This window comes from Mycolicibacterium parafortuitum, assembly GCF_002086815.1.
Classification (GTDB): Bacteria; Actinomycetota; Actinomycetes; order Mycobacteriales; family Mycobacteriaceae; genus Mycobacterium; species Mycobacterium parafortuitum.
In genome coordinates this window covers 56448-72206 of the sequence record NZ_MVID01000033.1, presented here as the reverse complement: position 1 = coordinate 72206, position 15759 = coordinate 56448, and the positions used below count along the sequence as shown (strand labels likewise).

16 protein-coding genes are annotated in these 15759 nt (G+C 67.7%); 12 read left to right on the top strand and 4 right to left on the bottom strand.

All coding sequences use genetic code 11. The annotated features are described in order from the left end of the window. The first annotated feature begins 108 nt into the window (after positions 1-108). A complete protein-coding gene (locus BST38_RS25830) occupies positions 109-1296 on the top strand; it encodes an MFS transporter (RefSeq protein ID WP_083146339.1) in 1188 nt (395 codons plus the stop codon). Between the two features lie 22 nt (positions 1297-1318). On the opposite strand, the gene BST38_RS25825 is transcribed toward BST38_RS25830, so the two are convergent. Next, positions 1319-2575: a PE-PPE domain-containing protein gene (locus tag BST38_RS25825; RefSeq protein WP_237160921.1), complete on the bottom strand. Its 1257-nt coding sequence runs from the start codon at positions 2573-2575 to the stop codon at positions 1319-1321. A 516-nt stretch (positions 2576-3091) separates the two neighbouring features. Here BST38_RS25825 and BST38_RS29140 point away from each other — a divergent pair. Beyond that, entirely contained in the window at positions 3092-3247 is a 156-nt protein-coding gene (locus tag BST38_RS29140; protein ID WP_110781975.1) for a hypothetical protein, read from the top strand. A 129-nt stretch (positions 3248-3376) separates the two neighbouring features. Next, a complete protein-coding gene (locus tag BST38_RS25820) occupies positions 3377-4642 on the top strand; it encodes an oxidoreductase (protein ID WP_083146337.1) in 1266 nt (421 codons plus the stop codon). Between the two features lie 234 nt (positions 4643-4876). Here BST38_RS25820 and BST38_RS25810 read toward each other — a convergent pair whose 3' ends face one another. Both BST38_RS25810 and BST38_RS25805 read right to left on the bottom strand, forming a co-directional pair. Beyond that, a complete protein-coding gene (locus BST38_RS25810) occupies positions 4877-6067 on the bottom strand; it encodes a YihY/virulence factor BrkB family protein (protein ID WP_083146335.1) in 1191 nt (396 codons plus the stop codon). 3 nt (positions 6068-6070) lie between these two features. Next, a complete protein-coding gene (locus BST38_RS25805) occupies positions 6071-6352 on the bottom strand; it encodes a GlsB/YeaQ/YmgE family stress response membrane protein (RefSeq protein WP_083146354.1) in 282 nt (93 codons plus the stop codon). Between the two features lie 134 nt (positions 6353-6486). On the opposite strand from BST38_RS25805, the gene BST38_RS25800 reads away from it, so the two are divergent. The 7 genes from BST38_RS25800 to BST38_RS25770 all read left to right on the top strand — a co-directional run bounded on the left by BST38_RS25800 (position 6487) and on the right by BST38_RS25770 (position 14086). Continuing rightward, positions 6487-7581 (top strand): NADH:flavin oxidoreductase, encoded by a 1095-nt coding sequence (locus tag BST38_RS25800; protein WP_083146334.1) that lies wholly within the window; start codon positions 6487-6489, stop codon positions 7579-7581. A gap of 687 nt (positions 7582-8268) precedes the next feature. Continuing rightward, positions 8269-9021 (top strand): SigB/SigF/SigG family RNA polymerase sigma factor, encoded by a 753-nt coding sequence (locus BST38_RS25795; protein ID WP_237160923.1) that lies wholly within the window; start codon positions 8269-8271, stop codon positions 9019-9021. A 90-nt stretch (positions 9022-9111) separates the two neighbouring features. After that, the gene (locus BST38_RS25790; RefSeq protein ID WP_083146332.1) at positions 9112-9924 is read left to right on the top strand and encodes a SigB/SigF/SigG family RNA polymerase sigma factor; all 813 of its coding nucleotides are present in this window, start codon (positions 9112-9114) and stop codon (positions 9922-9924) included. A 149-nt stretch (positions 9925-10073) separates the two neighbouring features. Further along, positions 10074-11153, top strand: coding sequence for a glycosyltransferase family protein (locus tag BST38_RS25785; protein ID WP_083146331.1), 1080 nt, complete (start codon positions 10074-10076; stop codon positions 11151-11153). After that, positions 11150-12388, top strand: a complete 1239-nt coding sequence (locus BST38_RS25780; RefSeq protein ID WP_083146330.1) for a glycosyltransferase — start codon at positions 11150-11152, stop codon at positions 12386-12388. Before BST38_RS25785 ends, BST38_RS25780 begins: the two co-directional genes overlap by 4 nt. Further along, a complete protein-coding gene (locus tag BST38_RS25775) occupies positions 12342-13238 on the top strand; it encodes a glycosyltransferase (protein WP_083146329.1) in 897 nt (298 codons plus the stop codon). The genes BST38_RS25780 and BST38_RS25775 overlap by 47 nt, the downstream gene beginning before the upstream one ends. Then, positions 13235-14086, top strand: a complete 852-nt coding sequence (locus BST38_RS25770) for a glycosyltransferase family 2 protein (protein WP_083146328.1) — start codon at positions 13235-13237, stop codon at positions 14084-14086. The genes BST38_RS25775 and BST38_RS25770 overlap by 4 nt, the downstream gene beginning before the upstream one ends. Here BST38_RS25770 and BST38_RS25765 read toward each other — a convergent pair. After that, positions 14065-14295, bottom strand: coding sequence for a hypothetical protein (locus tag BST38_RS25765; RefSeq protein WP_083146353.1), 231 nt, complete (start codon positions 14293-14295; stop codon positions 14065-14067). The genes BST38_RS25770 and BST38_RS25765 overlap by 22 nt on opposite strands. 86 nt (positions 14296-14381) lie before the next feature. Here BST38_RS25765 and BST38_RS25760 point away from each other — a divergent pair, with 86 nt between their 5' ends. Together BST38_RS25760 and BST38_RS25755 are read left to right on the top strand one after the other, a co-directional pair. Then, positions 14382-14960 carry a TetR/AcrR family transcriptional regulator gene (locus BST38_RS25760; protein ID WP_237160920.1) on the top strand — a complete coding sequence of 193 codons (579 nt, stop codon included), beginning with the start codon at positions 14382-14384 and terminating at the stop codon, positions 14958-14960. 176 nt (positions 14961-15136) lie between these two features. Further along, positions 15137-15577 carry a response regulator gene (locus BST38_RS25755; RefSeq protein WP_083146326.1) on the top strand — a complete coding sequence of 147 codons (441 nt, stop codon included), beginning with the start codon at positions 15137-15139 and terminating at the stop codon, positions 15575-15577. Positions 15578-15759: the final 182 nt, after the last annotated feature.

Here is a 15759-nt window from a genome sequence, read left to right as displayed (position 1 = left end):
CCGAACGCATCAGCCTCGACCACATCGAAGACGCCTTCCACAAAATGCACGCCGGCAGCGACGAGGTAGTCCTGCGCTCGGTCGTCGTATGGTGAAGCGCGCGTTCGGATGACGTCGCGGCTCGCCCGCCGTCACACCGCGCTGACCGCGACTCCCCTGCTGCTGGTGGGCGTCGCGCTGGCGGCCTTCAATCTGCGCCCCGCGGTCACCAGCATCGCGTCCGTGCTCGGAGAGGTACAGGGAGACCTCGGCGCGTCGGTGGTCTGGGCGAGCGTGCTGACCGCTGTTCCCGCAGTGTGTTTCGGCCTCGCCGCGATCGCGGCGCCGTGGTTGAACCGCCGGTTCGGACTCGCGAGGGCGATCGGTCTGTCCCTGGCTGTCCTGACCTGTGGGCTTCTGCTTCGCGTCGTCGGTGGGCCGTGGCTGGTGCTGGGCGGCACGTTCGTCGCGACGTCGGGTATCGCGATCGGCAATGTGCTGATTCCGGTGGTGGTCAAACAGTCGTTCCCGGGTGCCGTCGGACGGGTGACCGGCATGTACACCGCGGCGCTGGCGGCCGGCGGCGGGATCGCCGCCGCCGCGACACCGGCTCTCGATTCACTGCTGGGCGGATGGCGGCCCGCGGTCGGGGCCTGGGCGATTCTGTCTGCGGCAGCGCTGATCCTGTGGGGCGTCGGGGTCCGCCACGGTGAGGTGCCCGAACACCCGGTTCCCACCGACGGTCCCCGCCGTTCGCTGCTCCGAAACCCGGTGGCCTGGGCGGTCGCCGGCTTTTTCGGTATGCAGTCGTGCTCGGCCTACATCCTGATGGGATGGCTGGTGGAATTCTTCGTGTCCCACGGAATTCCACGGACCGAGGCCGGCCTCATGCTGGCGCTGATGAACCTGATGGGGATTCCGCTGAACCTTGTCATTCCGATGTTCGCGCTGCGCAGGCCCTCCCAGTCCGGATGGATCCTGGCTGTCACGTCGGCGACGATGATCGCGACCGTCGGGTTGTGGGTCGCGCCGACCGCGGCGCCGTGGCTGTGGACGGTGTTGTTCGGCGTCGGGACCGCCACCTTGCCGATCGCGCTCGGCGTCGTCGCGCTACGGGCCAGGGCTACCGCCGAGACCGCGGCGCTGTCGGCGATGTCGCAGGGTTTCGGCTACCTCATCGCGGCGACGGGCCCGCTGGCCTTCGGTGTGCTGCACGCGGTCTCGGCCGGCTGGAAACTCCCGATCCTGCTGCTCGGCGCGGTCACGCTGATCCAGGGCGCTCTGGGATGGGTTGCGGGTCGGCCCCGGGTGATATGAGATCCACTGGCGCACAGCGGGGTTAACCTGATGACTTGTCCGACTTGTCCGACGTGTCCGACGTGGTGTCGGTGCGGGATGGCCGGGCCTCGTCACGGTCCTTGGCCGGTTTCTTCGACGACCGCGTCGCGGTGCTCTCGCCGTCCGCCGTCGGCGGTTTCGCGCCATCCTCGTCATCGGCGCCGCTGAGCTTGTCGACCGCCGCGTCAAGGGCCGCATCGACCGTGCTCGAACTGGGCATCGCCGCGCCCGGGGTCGCCTCGTCGACGGTGCGCTCCGTGGCGGCGATCTGTTCCCCGAGGCTGCGCTGTCCGTCCATCTCGGGGCCCGCACCCGCGTCGGTCTCGGCCTGCTGTTGCGCGGCGGCGGTGAGACCCAGGTTCACCTCGCCGGTGTCCTGGTCGTCCGTCTCGCGTGTGACGATGTCACGGATGCGTTGCGGCACATCAGGCCCGGCGAGACGTTCCGCGATGTTCGCGGGATCGTTGCGACTGTAGGCGCGGTCAACCTGTGCGCGCAGTTCGGCTTCGCGCGGCGCCAGACTTGGGTTGGCCTGTACCAGGGGCAGAGTCTCGGCCGGCACCAGGTAACGGACCGTCGTGCCGCCCAGTGCATTCTCGGTGACGGTGGTGTTCTGCTTCGGCACGTCGGACAGGTCGGAGAACATCGTCTGCACGTGTCGCAGCACCGAACCCGTGATCGCGTTCGAAATCGCCGTCAGGTTGAAGCGGTTGGGGAAGTCGGCCATACCGTCGTACTCGCCGGTCACCTCGACGGTGTCGTACACCGTGGCCGGGGGCCGCCGATAGGTGTAGTCGTACTGCGGGTTATAGGTTTCCGTGTCGTCGATGATCTCCTGCCTGCTGGAGTCCGCGACGACGACGAAGTTGATCTCGTCGGCGTCCGGGTCGGCTGCACTGTCGTTCTGCCATCCGCGCAGGGTTTCGGTGACCACCAATGAGCCTGCCGACAATCCGACGACGGTCACCTGTTCCCCGTCGAGCGGGTTGCCGTCGGCGTCGCGCTCCAACTGGGCCAGCGCCTGGTCGATCTGCGCGTTCAGGTTCGCACGCCCGATCTCGATGGACTGGCCCAGCGTCCGAGTCTGATTGGCTTCGGCCGGCCAGTTGACGCTGACCCGCTGGTCGTAGTCCTGCAACGCCCCGCCCAGGAGTTGGGACATCACGACCTCGTGCAGACTCGGGGTCCCGAGACCTCCGACGACCAGCGCGGTGCTGGCCGCCCACCCCGACGCCGCGGTCGATACGGCAAGTGCCACCGACGCCGCGGCAGCGCCGCACGCAATGCCCGTGTCACGTGCTCCGTGTTTTGTGAATCGCATGAAGATTCCCCCATTGATGATCAGGTTTCGTCAAATGTGCGCCGCAACCGGCGCGAACAAGGGATGTTCATGGACCGAATAGACCAAACCGGCAATTCTCATCAACGCAAGCAAGGCAAACAGTAGAACGTTTAATTCGATTTACGTGGTCGCACACGGCCATTGCTTTCACCACACGAGAAGCGCGGATCCGCCCGCACTCCTCCATTGCTCTCAGATACGGCAGTTAATAATATTTCCGAATTTTCGAATTTCGCCGGCGGATGCGCACGCACCGAATTCGACGGCCAAAGGACAACGCCGCGAACTCGGCGGTACCACTCGCGCACCGCGGTCGGCACAGCCAACTCTGCCCGCCGGCCCGCGATGATCTTGGTGCACGGGCGTTTGGATTTGACGAAGCGGGCAATACCACTGGCGCCAGCGTCAACCACCTACGCGATTGGAACTCACATGATCATCCTCGGAATCATCCTTCTGCTGATCGGCTACTTCACCCACCTGTCGATCCTGTACACGATCGGCGGCATCCTCGTGGTCGTCGGCGTGGTGCTCTGGATCCTGGGCGCGGTCGGACGTCCCGTCGGCGGTCGCAAAGTCTGGTTCTAGCGGCGCCCAGCCGCTTCTGACGCACACTGAAAGCCCCTGTCTGCAGGGGCTTTCAGTGTGCCCGGGGCCGTTTTCGGGCAGGTCGGACCGCCATTGCGCGCAATCAGCCAGCCGATTAGCATCGTTGAAATGAGTTCAACTGTGCTCAACAGCAGTGGTGTGGGCGGCTCCGCATTCACTCCCGCGCAGCTCGGGCCACTGCTGCTGCCGAACCGCTTCATCCGTGCGGGCACAGGTGAGTCGATGGCCGACAAGGATGGCCGGATCAGGCCGGGATATGCGGTGTTACACGAGAATTTGGCCCGCGGCGGAGTCGGGCTGGCCTTCACCGGACACATCTTCTGCCACCCCCGGGGCAGATACGGGGAGCTGCAGGCGGGACTGCACGACGACGACGCGATCCCGCAGTTCCGCGCGGTGACCGACGCGGTGCACCGCCGGGACGGACGCATCGTCGCTCAGATCGCGCACGCCGGAAGCCAGTCCATGATCGCGGGGAACGACCCGCTGGCCCCTTCTGCGGTCGACAACGTGATGACGGGCAGGAAGGTGCGCGCCGCGCGCATCGACGAGATCGAAGACGTCATCGATGCTTTCGCGCAGGCGGCGCGCCGCGCCGTCGAGGCCGGCTTCGACGGAATCCACCTGCACGGTGCCAACGGGTACCTGATCAGCCAGTTCCGTTCGCCGCTGACGAACCGACGCGAGGACGAATGGGGCGGCAGCCGGCAGCGCCGGGACCGGCTCGCGGTGGAGATCATCCGCGCGATCCGCGGCCAGCTACCGCCCGGACGGTCGTTCACGATGAAGGTCGGCGTCGCCGACCTGGTCGACGAACCCGGCGGGTTGAGCGTCACCGACGCGGTCGAAGGCATCCGGGCGTTCGTGGACGCGGGTCTCGACGGTGTCGAGATCTCGTCGAATCTGATGAGCGACTACGTCAGTGCATCGATCAGACCCTATGTCGCGGTCACCCGTCGCCGTGCGCTCGCCGACATCCTCGTGCACCGACTCCACAAGTCACCCGAACCCGAGGCCTATTTCCTCGATTTCGCCGACGCGGTCCGCGCCCGGGTGGATACGAAGGTCATCCTCGTCGGCGGTATTCGCCGCCTCGACACGGTCGACCGCCTGATCGCCGGCGGCCGTGCGGATTTCGTGTCGATGGCCCGCCCGTTCATCCGGGAGCCCGACCTGGTCAACCGGCTCGCCACCGGAGCACAGACCTCACCGGCGTGCGTGTCGTGCAACATCTGTCTGATGCACGACGAGCACCATCCGCTGCAGTGCTGGCGCATCCCACGCATGAACCTGCTCCGTCACGCCCGCTACCGGTTCACGGGTGGGTTCGGGACCAAAGGGTCCGGCCGCAAGCCCTCGGCCGCCGAACTCTGAGATCGCACCGCGGCCACGACACCGATACCGATGCCGCCGAGAGTCACCACCAGCACGGGCCAGAACAGCAACTGCGCGAACGCGATCCGGCGTTGCACCTTCACGCCGCGACGGGCCAACGACCGCGAACGGCGGATCACACCCACGGAATACTCCCCTGTGTCGGACGGACCTGTCTCGGATGGACAGCGGCTTTCGAGCGATCCCTACCCGTGCGCCTGGCGGGTGAAGCCGTCACGCGCGCCTGCCCCGGGACCGCCGCAGCACCCGGCCCCTCAGCCGAGTCTTGTGCTCCTTGTCCCTGTTCTTCTCGATCACGGTGGTATCCCGCAGCGGCAATTGGAGGGTGTCCTCGGCCTTGATGCCGGCCTGCAGTTGCCGCCCGCGCTCGAGCTCGGCGTCGATCTCCGCGCCGAACAACAGCGCCAGATTGGTCAGCCACAACCAGAGCAGGAAGACGATGACACCGGCGAGGGTCCCGAAGGTCTTGTTGTAGTTGCCGAAATTGGCGACGTAGAGCCCGAATCCGAGGGACGCGACCACCCACGTCACGATCGCGATCGCGGCACCGACGCTGATCCAGCGGAATTTCGGCTGCCGCACATTGGGACTGAAGTAGTAGAGCATCGCGACACCGAGGACGACGACGACCAGCAGGACCGGCCAGCGCGCGATGTTCCACACCGTCAGCCCGGTGGCACCGATGCCCAGGTATCCGCCGATCGCCTCGGCCACCGGCCCGCTCACCGCCAGCACGAGCGCAACGACGGCGGCGACCAACAACCCGACCAGTGTCAGGACCAGCTGTTGCAGACGCAGTTTCCACCCCGGTCTGCCCTCGTCGACCTCGTAGATCCGGTTCATCGCGCGCCCGAACGCACCCACGAACCCGGACGCCGACCACAGCGCGCCGATGATGCCCGCCACCAACGTGAATCCGGCCGATGGGGAGTCGACGAGCTGCTGGATCGGGTCGCGCAGCACGTCGACGGCCGCCCCGGGGCTGATGTCGTCGACGATCTGAAGGATCGCGTCCGCGGTCCGCGCGCCTTGTCCGATCACCCCGAGCAGTGACATCACCACGACCAGCGCGGGAAACAGTGACAGCACCGCGTAATAGGTCAGCGCGGCGGCCAGATCGGTGCACTGATCACGGGTGAACTCATTGGCGGTGTTGCGCAGCACGAACATCACCGACGACCGCGTGAGATCGGTCGGAGAATCGGGCTTACCCGGGTCGTCGGCCGGCGGCGCGTCCTGCTGCGGCGGCTCGGGCGGCTCGGATACCGGTGGCGCCTCGTTCTCCCCGACGTCCTGGCCGCCCTCCAGGTCGCCGGACGGTAGAGGCTTGGACCGCGTCAGCGCGCCGGTCGCCAACCCCGCGGCGAAGGCACCGGCGATCGCCGCGGGGCGCGCGACACTCACCTGCTACACGCGTGGCTGGCTGGTGCGGCGGCCGGTGACCGCGACGTATATGGCGATCAACACCACGGCCACGACGATGCCCACCAGGAACGGGATGATCGCGAAGCCGCCGTTGGAGTTCGAATAACCCAGCTGATAGCTCAGCCACGTGCCCAGGAACGAGCCCAGTGCGCCGAGCACGATGGTCATGAGGACGCCGATGTTCTGCTTGCCGGGCATCACGAGCCTGGCCAGTGCGCCGATGATGAGTCCGACGACGATTGCGCCGATGATGGTTCCGATCATGTTCCGCTCCCTCACTTGGTCCCGACCCGGCACGGGTAGCCAGGAAGCAGCAAACTAAACGCAGGCGAGTTCAGTGGTGTAGCACCGCCTCCGACCCGGGATGGTCTTCGGCCGGTTCGGCGTTGTCTCCTGTCATGGCTGTTGACGACCTGTTCGAACCCCTCACCGTGCGCTCGCTGACGGTGCCCAACCGCTTCGCGATGGCGCCGATGACGCGCCGCGCCTCACCGGGTGGGATCCCCGGCGCCGACGTCGCCGAGTACTACCGCAGGCGCGCCGCCGGCGGCGTCGGGCTGATCATCACCGAAGGGGTGCGCCTACCCGACCCCGCGGCCGGGCATCCGTTCACGATCCCGACCATCGCCGGTGACGAGGCCCTGGCCGGTTGGCGCAGCGTCGTCGACGCCGTCCACTCCGAAGGTGCGACGATCGCCGCGCAGCTGTGGCATCAGGGCGCCGAACGCGACGACGCCGACGGTGTGGTCACGGTGAGCCCGTCCGGCGTCGACGGGCTCGGCAACCCGAAGGGGCGCGCGCTGCGGCGCGACGAACTTCCCGCGGTCGCAGCACAATTCGCGCAGGCGGCAGCGACCGCGCGCGAGCTCGGCTTCGATGCGGTCGAACTGCACGGCGCGCACGGCTACCTGCTCGACCAATTCCTCTGGGACAAGACGAATCTCCGCGACGACGACTACGGCGGCACCCTGCAGCGGCGGACCCGGTTCCCGGCCGAGGTGGTCTCCGCGGTGCGCACCGCGGTCGGCACCGACTACCCGATCATCTTCCGCTTCTCCCAGTGGAAGGGCACCGATTACTCCGCATCGCTGGCCGACGACCCGGCCCAGCTCACCGAACTGCTCACACCGCTGGCCGCCGCCGGCGTCGACATCTTCCATCCCTCGACGCGTAGGCATTACGTTCCCGCTTACCCCGCGGCCGACCCGGTGCGCAGCCTCGCGGGGTGGACCAAGGCCGTCACCGGACGGCCCGTCATCGCCGTCGGATCCGTCGGTTTGCAGACCCAGTTCCGTAGCGAAAAACCCGGGCAGCTCATCGAACCCGAGTCCGCCGAGCGTCTGGTCGCCCAGTTCGACGCGGGTGAGTTCGACATCGCCGCGCTGGGACGCGCGCTGCTGGCGGACCCGGCATGGGTGAACCGGCTACGAGACGGCACGCTCGACGACTTCCGGGGCTATGACCCCGAGAAGGCACTCTCGGCGCTGGCCTGAGCCCGCCGCTCGCCCAAACATGTTGCGATTTCAGCAACATCGACGCGACCGGTACTCCAGCATCGTGAACAGTCGCGTGCGGTCATGGGTGAGCGCCTACCGCCTGCGTCCTAGCCGCAGAATTGCATGTCGCGCCGCCTTCCTGAGGATTTCGTGAGACCTTGGGGCGGCTTCAAGGACAGAACACGAAGTGCCGACGACAAAAGCCCTGATCATGACATTCACCACGGCCCATCTCTGCTGATACTGGCTTCGGCGCACCTTGCCTGAGGTTGCTTTCGCGAAGTGACGACGTATCGTCGTAGGCAGGTGCAAAACGTGTGTCATCGCCGTGGTGGCAACCCCCGGGGCACCGAACCCGACCCACGCCACGGCGAACGAATACTGCCGCAGCGAGCGCATGTCGAGAATCCGGCGTGACTTATTGGTCAGACGCCAATCGCAAGCCAGCGGCCCACGACGTGCGCGACCGCTTGCCGCCGTTGAAGGCCCTGCCTGTTGAGGAACAGAGGAACGGGCCGTCGGTCTCAAACGACCTGACGACACAGCGCTCATCGACCGAGTGCAAGCAACGCGAAACGTCTACGAACACGGAGGCCGTGATCTCAAGTGCAGACCCAGACTCTTTCGCCCCGCGAAACCCCCGCCCCCGCGCGCAGGCGCGACAGCTACCACGACGTGCTGGACATGTTCCGCGAGCTGGCCGACCTCGACCCCGAATCCGCCGCCTACCGGCGGCAGCGCGAAGCGATCATCGCGCGCTGCCTGCCGCTGGCCGACCACATCGCCCGCCGCTTCCGCGGCCGCGGCGAAACCCACGAAGACCTGATCCAGGTTGCGCGCGTAGGCCTGCTCAACGCCGTCAACCGCTTCGACGTCGACAGCGCCAACGATTTCCTCGCGTTCGCGGTCCCCACGATGATGGGCGAGGTGCGGCGGTACTTCCGCGACCACGGATGGTCGCTGAAGGTGCCGCGCCGCCTCAAGGAACTCAACGTCCGGCTGAACTCCGCGCGCGCGGAGTTGACCCAACAACTCAACCGGGCGCCGACTCCCAGCGAACTCGCCGAGTACCTCGGGGTCGACCGCGAAGAGGTCGTCGAAGGTCTGGTCGCCGCGAACGCGTACTCGACCCGCTCGACCGAACAACCGACGCACACCGGCAACGACGGCGAAGGACTGTCGCTGCAGGACACCTTCGGCGCGCCCGACGACAACATCCAGAAGGTCATCGACGTCAACACCGTGCAACCACTGCTCGCTGCGCTGCCCGAGCGGGACCGCCTGGTACTGAAGCTGCGGTTCTTCGACGACCGGACCCAGAGCCAGATCGCCGAGCAGATCGGCGTCTCCCAGATGCACGTGTCCCGGCTGCTGGCCCGCGCACTGGCGACGCTGCGCGATCAGGTCGGCTACGACGCCGAGGGCATCGCGCGCTGAGCCGGCAGGTTTGCCTACCGCTCCCCCGGGGTAAACCGCGCTACCTGGTTCAGGGACGAGCCGTAGTCGACCGATAGAGGAGCTGTTGAGTTGTCTGAGGCCCGCCGCGAGTACGCCGATGTGCCGAACATGATCCGTGAACTGCGCAAGCTGGACGCCACGTCGGCCGCGTACCGCAGACTTCACGAGGACATCATCGCGCTGACCCTTCCACTGGCCGATCACACCGCCCGGCGCTTCCGGGGCCGCGGACAGTCGCACGACGACCTGTTCCAGGTCGCCAGCGTCGGGCTGGTCAATGCCGTGAAGCGCTTCGATCCGGACAGCGGATCGGACTTCCTGGCCTTCGCCGTCCCGACCATCATGGGCGAGGTCCGCCGCTACTTCCGCGACTGCGGCTGGGCGGTCAAGGTTCCGCGTCGGCTCAAGGACCTCAACGGCCAATTGGTGCGTGCGCGTGCGGAATTGACACAGATGCACGGTCGCGCCCCGACAGCCACCGAGGTCGCCGCCCACCTCGGGATCGACCGCGAAGAGGTCGTCCAGGCGACCATCGCCAGCAGCAACTACTCGACGCTGTCCACCGACAGCACGACGGGGCCCGACGGCGATTTCGTGGCACTGCGCGAAACTCTCGGCGAACCTGACGCGCGACTGGACACCGTGCTCGACATGGAGACCATCCGGCCGCTGATCGAGAAGCTGCCGCCGCGCGAGCAGGCGGTGCTGAAGCTGCGCTTCTTCGACGAGATGACCCAGACCCAGATCGCCGAACGCATGGGCTATTCACAGATGCACGTGAGCCGGCTGCTGGCCAAGGCGCTGGGCACGCTGCGCAGCCAGGCGGTCAACGACGGCACGGCCGACGAGCTGACGACGGCGCGCCGAAACCAGGTGGCCTAGCGAGCCTTCGTGCCGCGGGCGCCCGACCCGGCGGCACGTTTTGAGCACCCGACCGAGGGTACGCAGGCTCGGCGTTCGTCTTCAGGACAGGACCGCGGTGTAGACCAAAGCCGCCCTGCCGGAAGACCTTTACCGCAGAGGAGCCGTCGTTGCTGCGTGTCGCTTCCGTGCCTGCGTCGCACGTCTATGTACGTCACCTGTCCGACCCCTCGGTGGCGGACATGTCGGTCGCGGACGTGGCCCGACTGGCCGACCCGGTGCCCACCGACGGCCGAAAGGTGCCCGGTGGGTGGTGGCCGCCGCTGATGCTCGAACCCGGATGGGTCAATGAGAACCACGACCGCTTCGACGTGTTCCACATCCACTTCGGATTCGACGCCGTCGACGCCGACGCGCTGACCGCGGTGATGCAGGAACTCAAGGCCCACGCCAAACCGCTCGTCTGCACTATCCACGACCTGCGCAATCCTCACCAGCGAGACCCCGAACCGCACATCCTGCGCCAAGACCTCCTCGTCGCCGCCGCCGATGCGCTGATCACGCTGACACCCGGTGCCGCACAGGAGATCCGCCGCCGGTGGGACCGAGACGCCCACGTACTGCCCCACCCGCATGTGCTCGACCGGGCCCGGCTCGAGGCACCCCGCCCTGCCACGGACACCTTTGCCGTCGGTGTGCACCTCAAGAGCATCCGCGCGAACATGGATCCGCTGCCGATACTGGAGGCGCTGACCGAGACCGTCTCCGGACTGCCCGCCGCCGAACTGGTCGTCAACATCCACGACGAGGTCTTCGTCCCCGACAATCACTGGTACGCACCGCATATCGGGGAAGCGATTCGCTCCTTCGGACAGCACGAACACGTCCGTATCGTCGAACATCCCTACTTCTGCGAGGACGAACTCTGGGACTACCTGTCCTCGCTGGCGGTCTCGGTGCTGCCGTACCGGTTCGGCACCCACTCCGGATGGCTGGAAGCCTGCTATGACCTCGGCACCGCCGTCGTGGCTCCCTCGTGCGGCTTCTACGCCCAGCAACGGCCGTGCCGCGAATTCACGTTCACCGAGGATGTATTCGACGCCGGCTCCCTGCATACCGCCGTGGAACGGGCCTACTCCGACTGGCTCGGCGGCATCCCCGCGCCGCGGGCCACGTGGCGGCAACGGCACAGGGAGCGCGCAATGCTGGCCGAGGCGCACCGCGGCGTGTACGAACAGGTGCTCAGATGAGCGGCCCGCTGCGGATCGCGCTGATCGGGTCGTCTCGCTTCCCCATCCGCCAGCCGTTCGCGGGCGGGCTGGAGGCCCACGTGTGGCACCTGGCCCGTGCACTCGCCCGGCAGGGGCACCGCGTATCCCTCTATGCCGCACCCGGTTCCGAGGTCCGCCAGGACTGCACGTCACTGACCGTGCGCCGCCTCGAACTGTCCGACGCCGCCCGCGCCGACGTCTCCATGCCCGCCGCGGACTTCATGTCCGACCACCACGCCTACCTCGCGCTGATGCTGCAACTGGCCGGGCAGGACGCCGACAGTTTCGACGTCGTGCACAACCACAGCCTGCACTACCTGCCGGTCGCGATGGCCTCGACGCTGTCCACCCCGATGCTCACCACGGTGCACACTCCACCGACGCCGTGGCTGGAATCGGCGATCCAGGCCTGCGGCGGGCGCGGAACCCGCTTCGCCGCCGTCTCCGAGCACACCGCGACGACGTGGTCCGCTGCCGGCGTCCCGTTCACCGTGGTGCCCAACGGAATCGACGCCCGCAGCTGGCCGCTGGGGCCGGGCGGCGAGCCGGTCGTCTGGTTCGGCCGCCTCACCGCAGAGAAGGCACCGCATCTGGCCATCGATGCCGCCCGGATCGCCGGGCGACCCATCACGCTGGCCGGACCGATCTCCGATCGGGCGTACTTCGCCGATCAGGTCGCACCCCGCCTGGGCCCGGGCGCGCGCTACGCCGGCCACCTCACGCACCGGGATCTGGCCCATCTGGTGGGCGCCGCGGCCGTCGCGCTGGTCACCCCGGTGTGGGACGAACCGTACGGCCTCGTGGTCGCCGAGGCGATGAGCTGCGGAACCCCGGTGGTCGCATTCGACCGCGGCGGGATCCCCGAACTGCTGTCCGCGGAATCCGGACGGCTGGTACCGCCGGACGACGTGCACGCGCTGGCCGCCGCGATCCCCGAGGCGGCACGGCTGGCGCGGCCGAGGGTGCGTGCCCACGCGCTGCGCCGCTGCTCGGCCGGCGCGATGGTCGGCGCCTACCTGTCCCTCTACCGGCAGATGATCGTTGCCAGGAGCGAAAGCGCAGATGATCGGCTACTACATTCACCATCATGGCTTCGGGCACCTGGCCCGGGCCGTCAGCATCAGCGCACACCTGCGCAGGCCCGTCACGGCACTGACGTCTCGATCTGTGCCCCAACCACATCCGTTCTCCGCGATCGTCAACCTTCCCCGTGACGACGAAGCCGATCGCGTCCACGAGCCGACCGCCCACGGTGGGCTGCACTGGGCGCCGCACCACGACCCGGGATACAGCGCCCGCATGCAGGCCCTCGCAAAGTGGGTGGCCGAGGCCAGGCCCGACGTGTGCGTGGTCGACGTGTCGGTCGAGGTCGCGATTTTTCTGCGGTTGCTCGGTGTCCCGGTCGTCGTCGTGACCCAGCCCGGCGAACGCACCGACCCTCCGCACGACGTCGTCTACCGGATCGCCGACCACATCGTCGCGCCGTGGCCGCGGGAACTGAACGCACCGCACTGGCTGGGCCGCCACGCCGACAAGACGTCCTACGTGGGCGGGATCAGCCGCTTCGAGGGTCGCAGCCGAATCCATGACCACCGCTGCGGGCCCGATGATCTCGACGTGCTCCTGCTCGGCGGGGCCGGCGGCGGATTCGACACGGCCGCCCCGGAAGCCGGGGCATCCCGCATCACCTGGCGCAGCCTCGGCGGCGGCTCCGGCACCTGGGTAGAGGACCCCTGGGAGGCGATCTGCACCGCCGACGTCGTGGTCACCCACGCCGGTCAGAACAGCGTGGCCGACGTCGCGGCCGCGCGCCGCCCGGCCGTCGTGATCCCGCAGCCCCGCCCGTTCGACGAACAGCACGCCACCGCCGAGGTCCTGACCCGCCACCGGCTGGCCGTCACCGCCTCGGAGTGGCCCGCCGACGACGAGTGGCCGCGGCTGCTCGCCCGCGCCCGCGACACAGATCCGTCCCGGTGGGAGCGATGGCAGGTCGACGGGGCCGCCGCTCGCGCCGCGGCGGCGATCGAGTCCACCGCCGAGCGATGCCGGGGCCAGGCACCGTGAGAGCGGCGGTGGTGACGATCGCGCACGGCAGGAACGAACACCTCGTCGGCCAGATCCGGGGTCTGCGGGCGGGCACCCACCAACCCGACCTGCACGTCGTCGTCGCCCTCGACGATCCGGCGATCGCCCGGGCGGTACAAGCGCACTCCGGGTACGCCACAGGGCACGCCACCGTGATCGAATGCCCTGCCGGCGCGCACCTGCCGCTCGCCAGAGCCCGCAATATCGGGGCTGCGCACGCCCTCGACGCGGGCGCGGACGTGATCGTCTTCCTCGACGTGGACTGCATCCCGTCACCGACGCTGATGGCTCGTTACCGCGCCGTCGCCGCCGACCCGAGACACCGGGACGCGCTGCTGTGCGGTCCGGTCACCTATCTGCCCCCGGCCGGCCCGACGGGGTACGACCTGAGCAGGCTCACCGAGGCCGTCGACCCGCACCCCGCCCGGCCGTGCCCGCCGGAGGACGCCGTCCTCGACACCGGCGACTATGCGCTGTTCTGGTCGCTGTCGTTCGCGCTGAGCGCGCCCACCTGGCACGCCGTCGGCGGATTCTGCGAGGACTACGAGGGTTATGGCGGCGAGGACACCGATTTCGCCCGGTGCGCCCAAGCCCGTGGCGTACCGATGCGGTGGGTCGGCGGCGCGCATGCGTTCCACCAGCACCATGACGTGCAGAGGCCGCCGGTGGATCACCTCACCGACATCGTGCGCAATGCACATGTGTTCCACCGGCGCTGGGGACAGTGGCCGATGGAGGGCTGGCTGTCCGCGTTCGAGGCGCGCGGGCTGATCACCCGCGGTCCCGACGGGACACCGCGCCTGGTTCAGCTCAGCGGCTCCAGCTGATCGTCGTCGAGGAACACCAGCTGGCCGTCGTCGAGCGCGACCGCCCAGCGCCGGGAGCGCACGGTGTTCTGGGCATCGACGACCACAGGTGTGCCCGCCAGGTCTCCGAAGTCCTCGACGATCTCGCCCGTAGCCGGATCGTCTCCGACGGTGCGGACCCGACAACCGACGGCCAGGCCCGTCTTGTCGTCGCCGTTCACTTGTGCCATTTCTGCACTCTATCGCCGACCGGCCCCGTTGCGGGCAAATCTGCCGGCCGCGTCCGCGCAGGCCTCGCGGCTGCCACACTGGACGCGTGACGGAGATCGGCCCTTCGCCAGGGCTGCGGGAACGTAAGAAGGCGGCCACTCGGCTCGCCATCCGGCGGGAGGCGTTCCGGCTGTTCGAGATCCAGGGTTACGCCAATACCACCGTCGAGCAGATCGCTGAGTCCGCCGAGGTCTCGGCGAGCACGTTCTACCGGTACTTCCCCGTCAAGGAAGCCGTCCTGATCTCCGACGACCACACCCAGCCGATCGTCGACGCGTTCGTGGCCGCCCCCGCCGAACTCAGCCCGGTCGCGGCGTACCGGCACGCGGTCGCGCAGGTATTCGGTGGACTGTCGGATGCCGAGCGGGAGAACGCGATCGTCGGTCAACGGTTGCTCTACACGGTGCCCGATGCCCGGGGGCTGATCTACAGCGAGTACACCCGGCTGATCGATCTGGTCACCGACGCGTTGGTGCACCGGTTGGCCGAACCCACCGGCCGCACCGAACGCAGGGTGATCGCCGCCGCGATCGTCGGCGTCCTGATCGCGATGTCGGACAACAGCCCCCTGCCGGGTGCGGACCTCGACCGCGCGCTGACGATTCTGGACAACAGATTCGCTTAACGGATCGCGGCGATTCCGATCTGTGCAAGAATGAAGCACCCACTGAACCAGGTTCCACGTTCGAGGGTTCCGGTTCGGGTTGTCGTTCAGCATTCAGCGCCAACACCACTGAAATCGTCGCGTCTCGCGACAAGGCAAATCGTCGCGTCTCGCGACAAGGCACTGAAGGGATCCTCATGACAGCCCCTACCCGATCGGTCGATGTCCTGCTCGTCGAAGACGACGCCGGCGATGAGCTGATCACCCGAGAAGCGTTCGAGCAGAACAAAATAGCCAACACCCTGCACGTGGCGCGCGACGGCCAGGAGGGCCTGGACTTCCTGTACCGGCGCGGCGCGCACGAGTCCGCGCCCCGCCCTGACCTGGTGTTGCTCGATCTGAACCTGCCCAAGTACGACGGGCGCCAGCTGCTCGAACAGATCAAGTCCGATCCGGAGCTGTGCGACATCCCGATCGTCGTACTCACCACCTCCTCCGCCGAGGAGGATGTGCTGCGCAGCTACAAGTTGCACGCGAACGCGTATGTGACCAAGCCCGTGGACCTCGATCAGTTCATGAGCGCCGTACGCCAGATCGACGAGTTCTTCGTCCAGGTGGTGCGCCTGCCCGGCCACTGACACCGGGCTACGGAATCCGTTGCGCTCGCCGCCAAGGATTGACGTAGGCGTCATTTAGAACGATGCCGGATACCCGAAAAGTCCGGTTAGAGCCGCATTTCGGCAATTTGTCCCAAGTGTTTCGCATGCTTCGGATTTCGTACTACTCTGGATGCCGGTTGAGCTGCCAGCCCGCGGAAGCG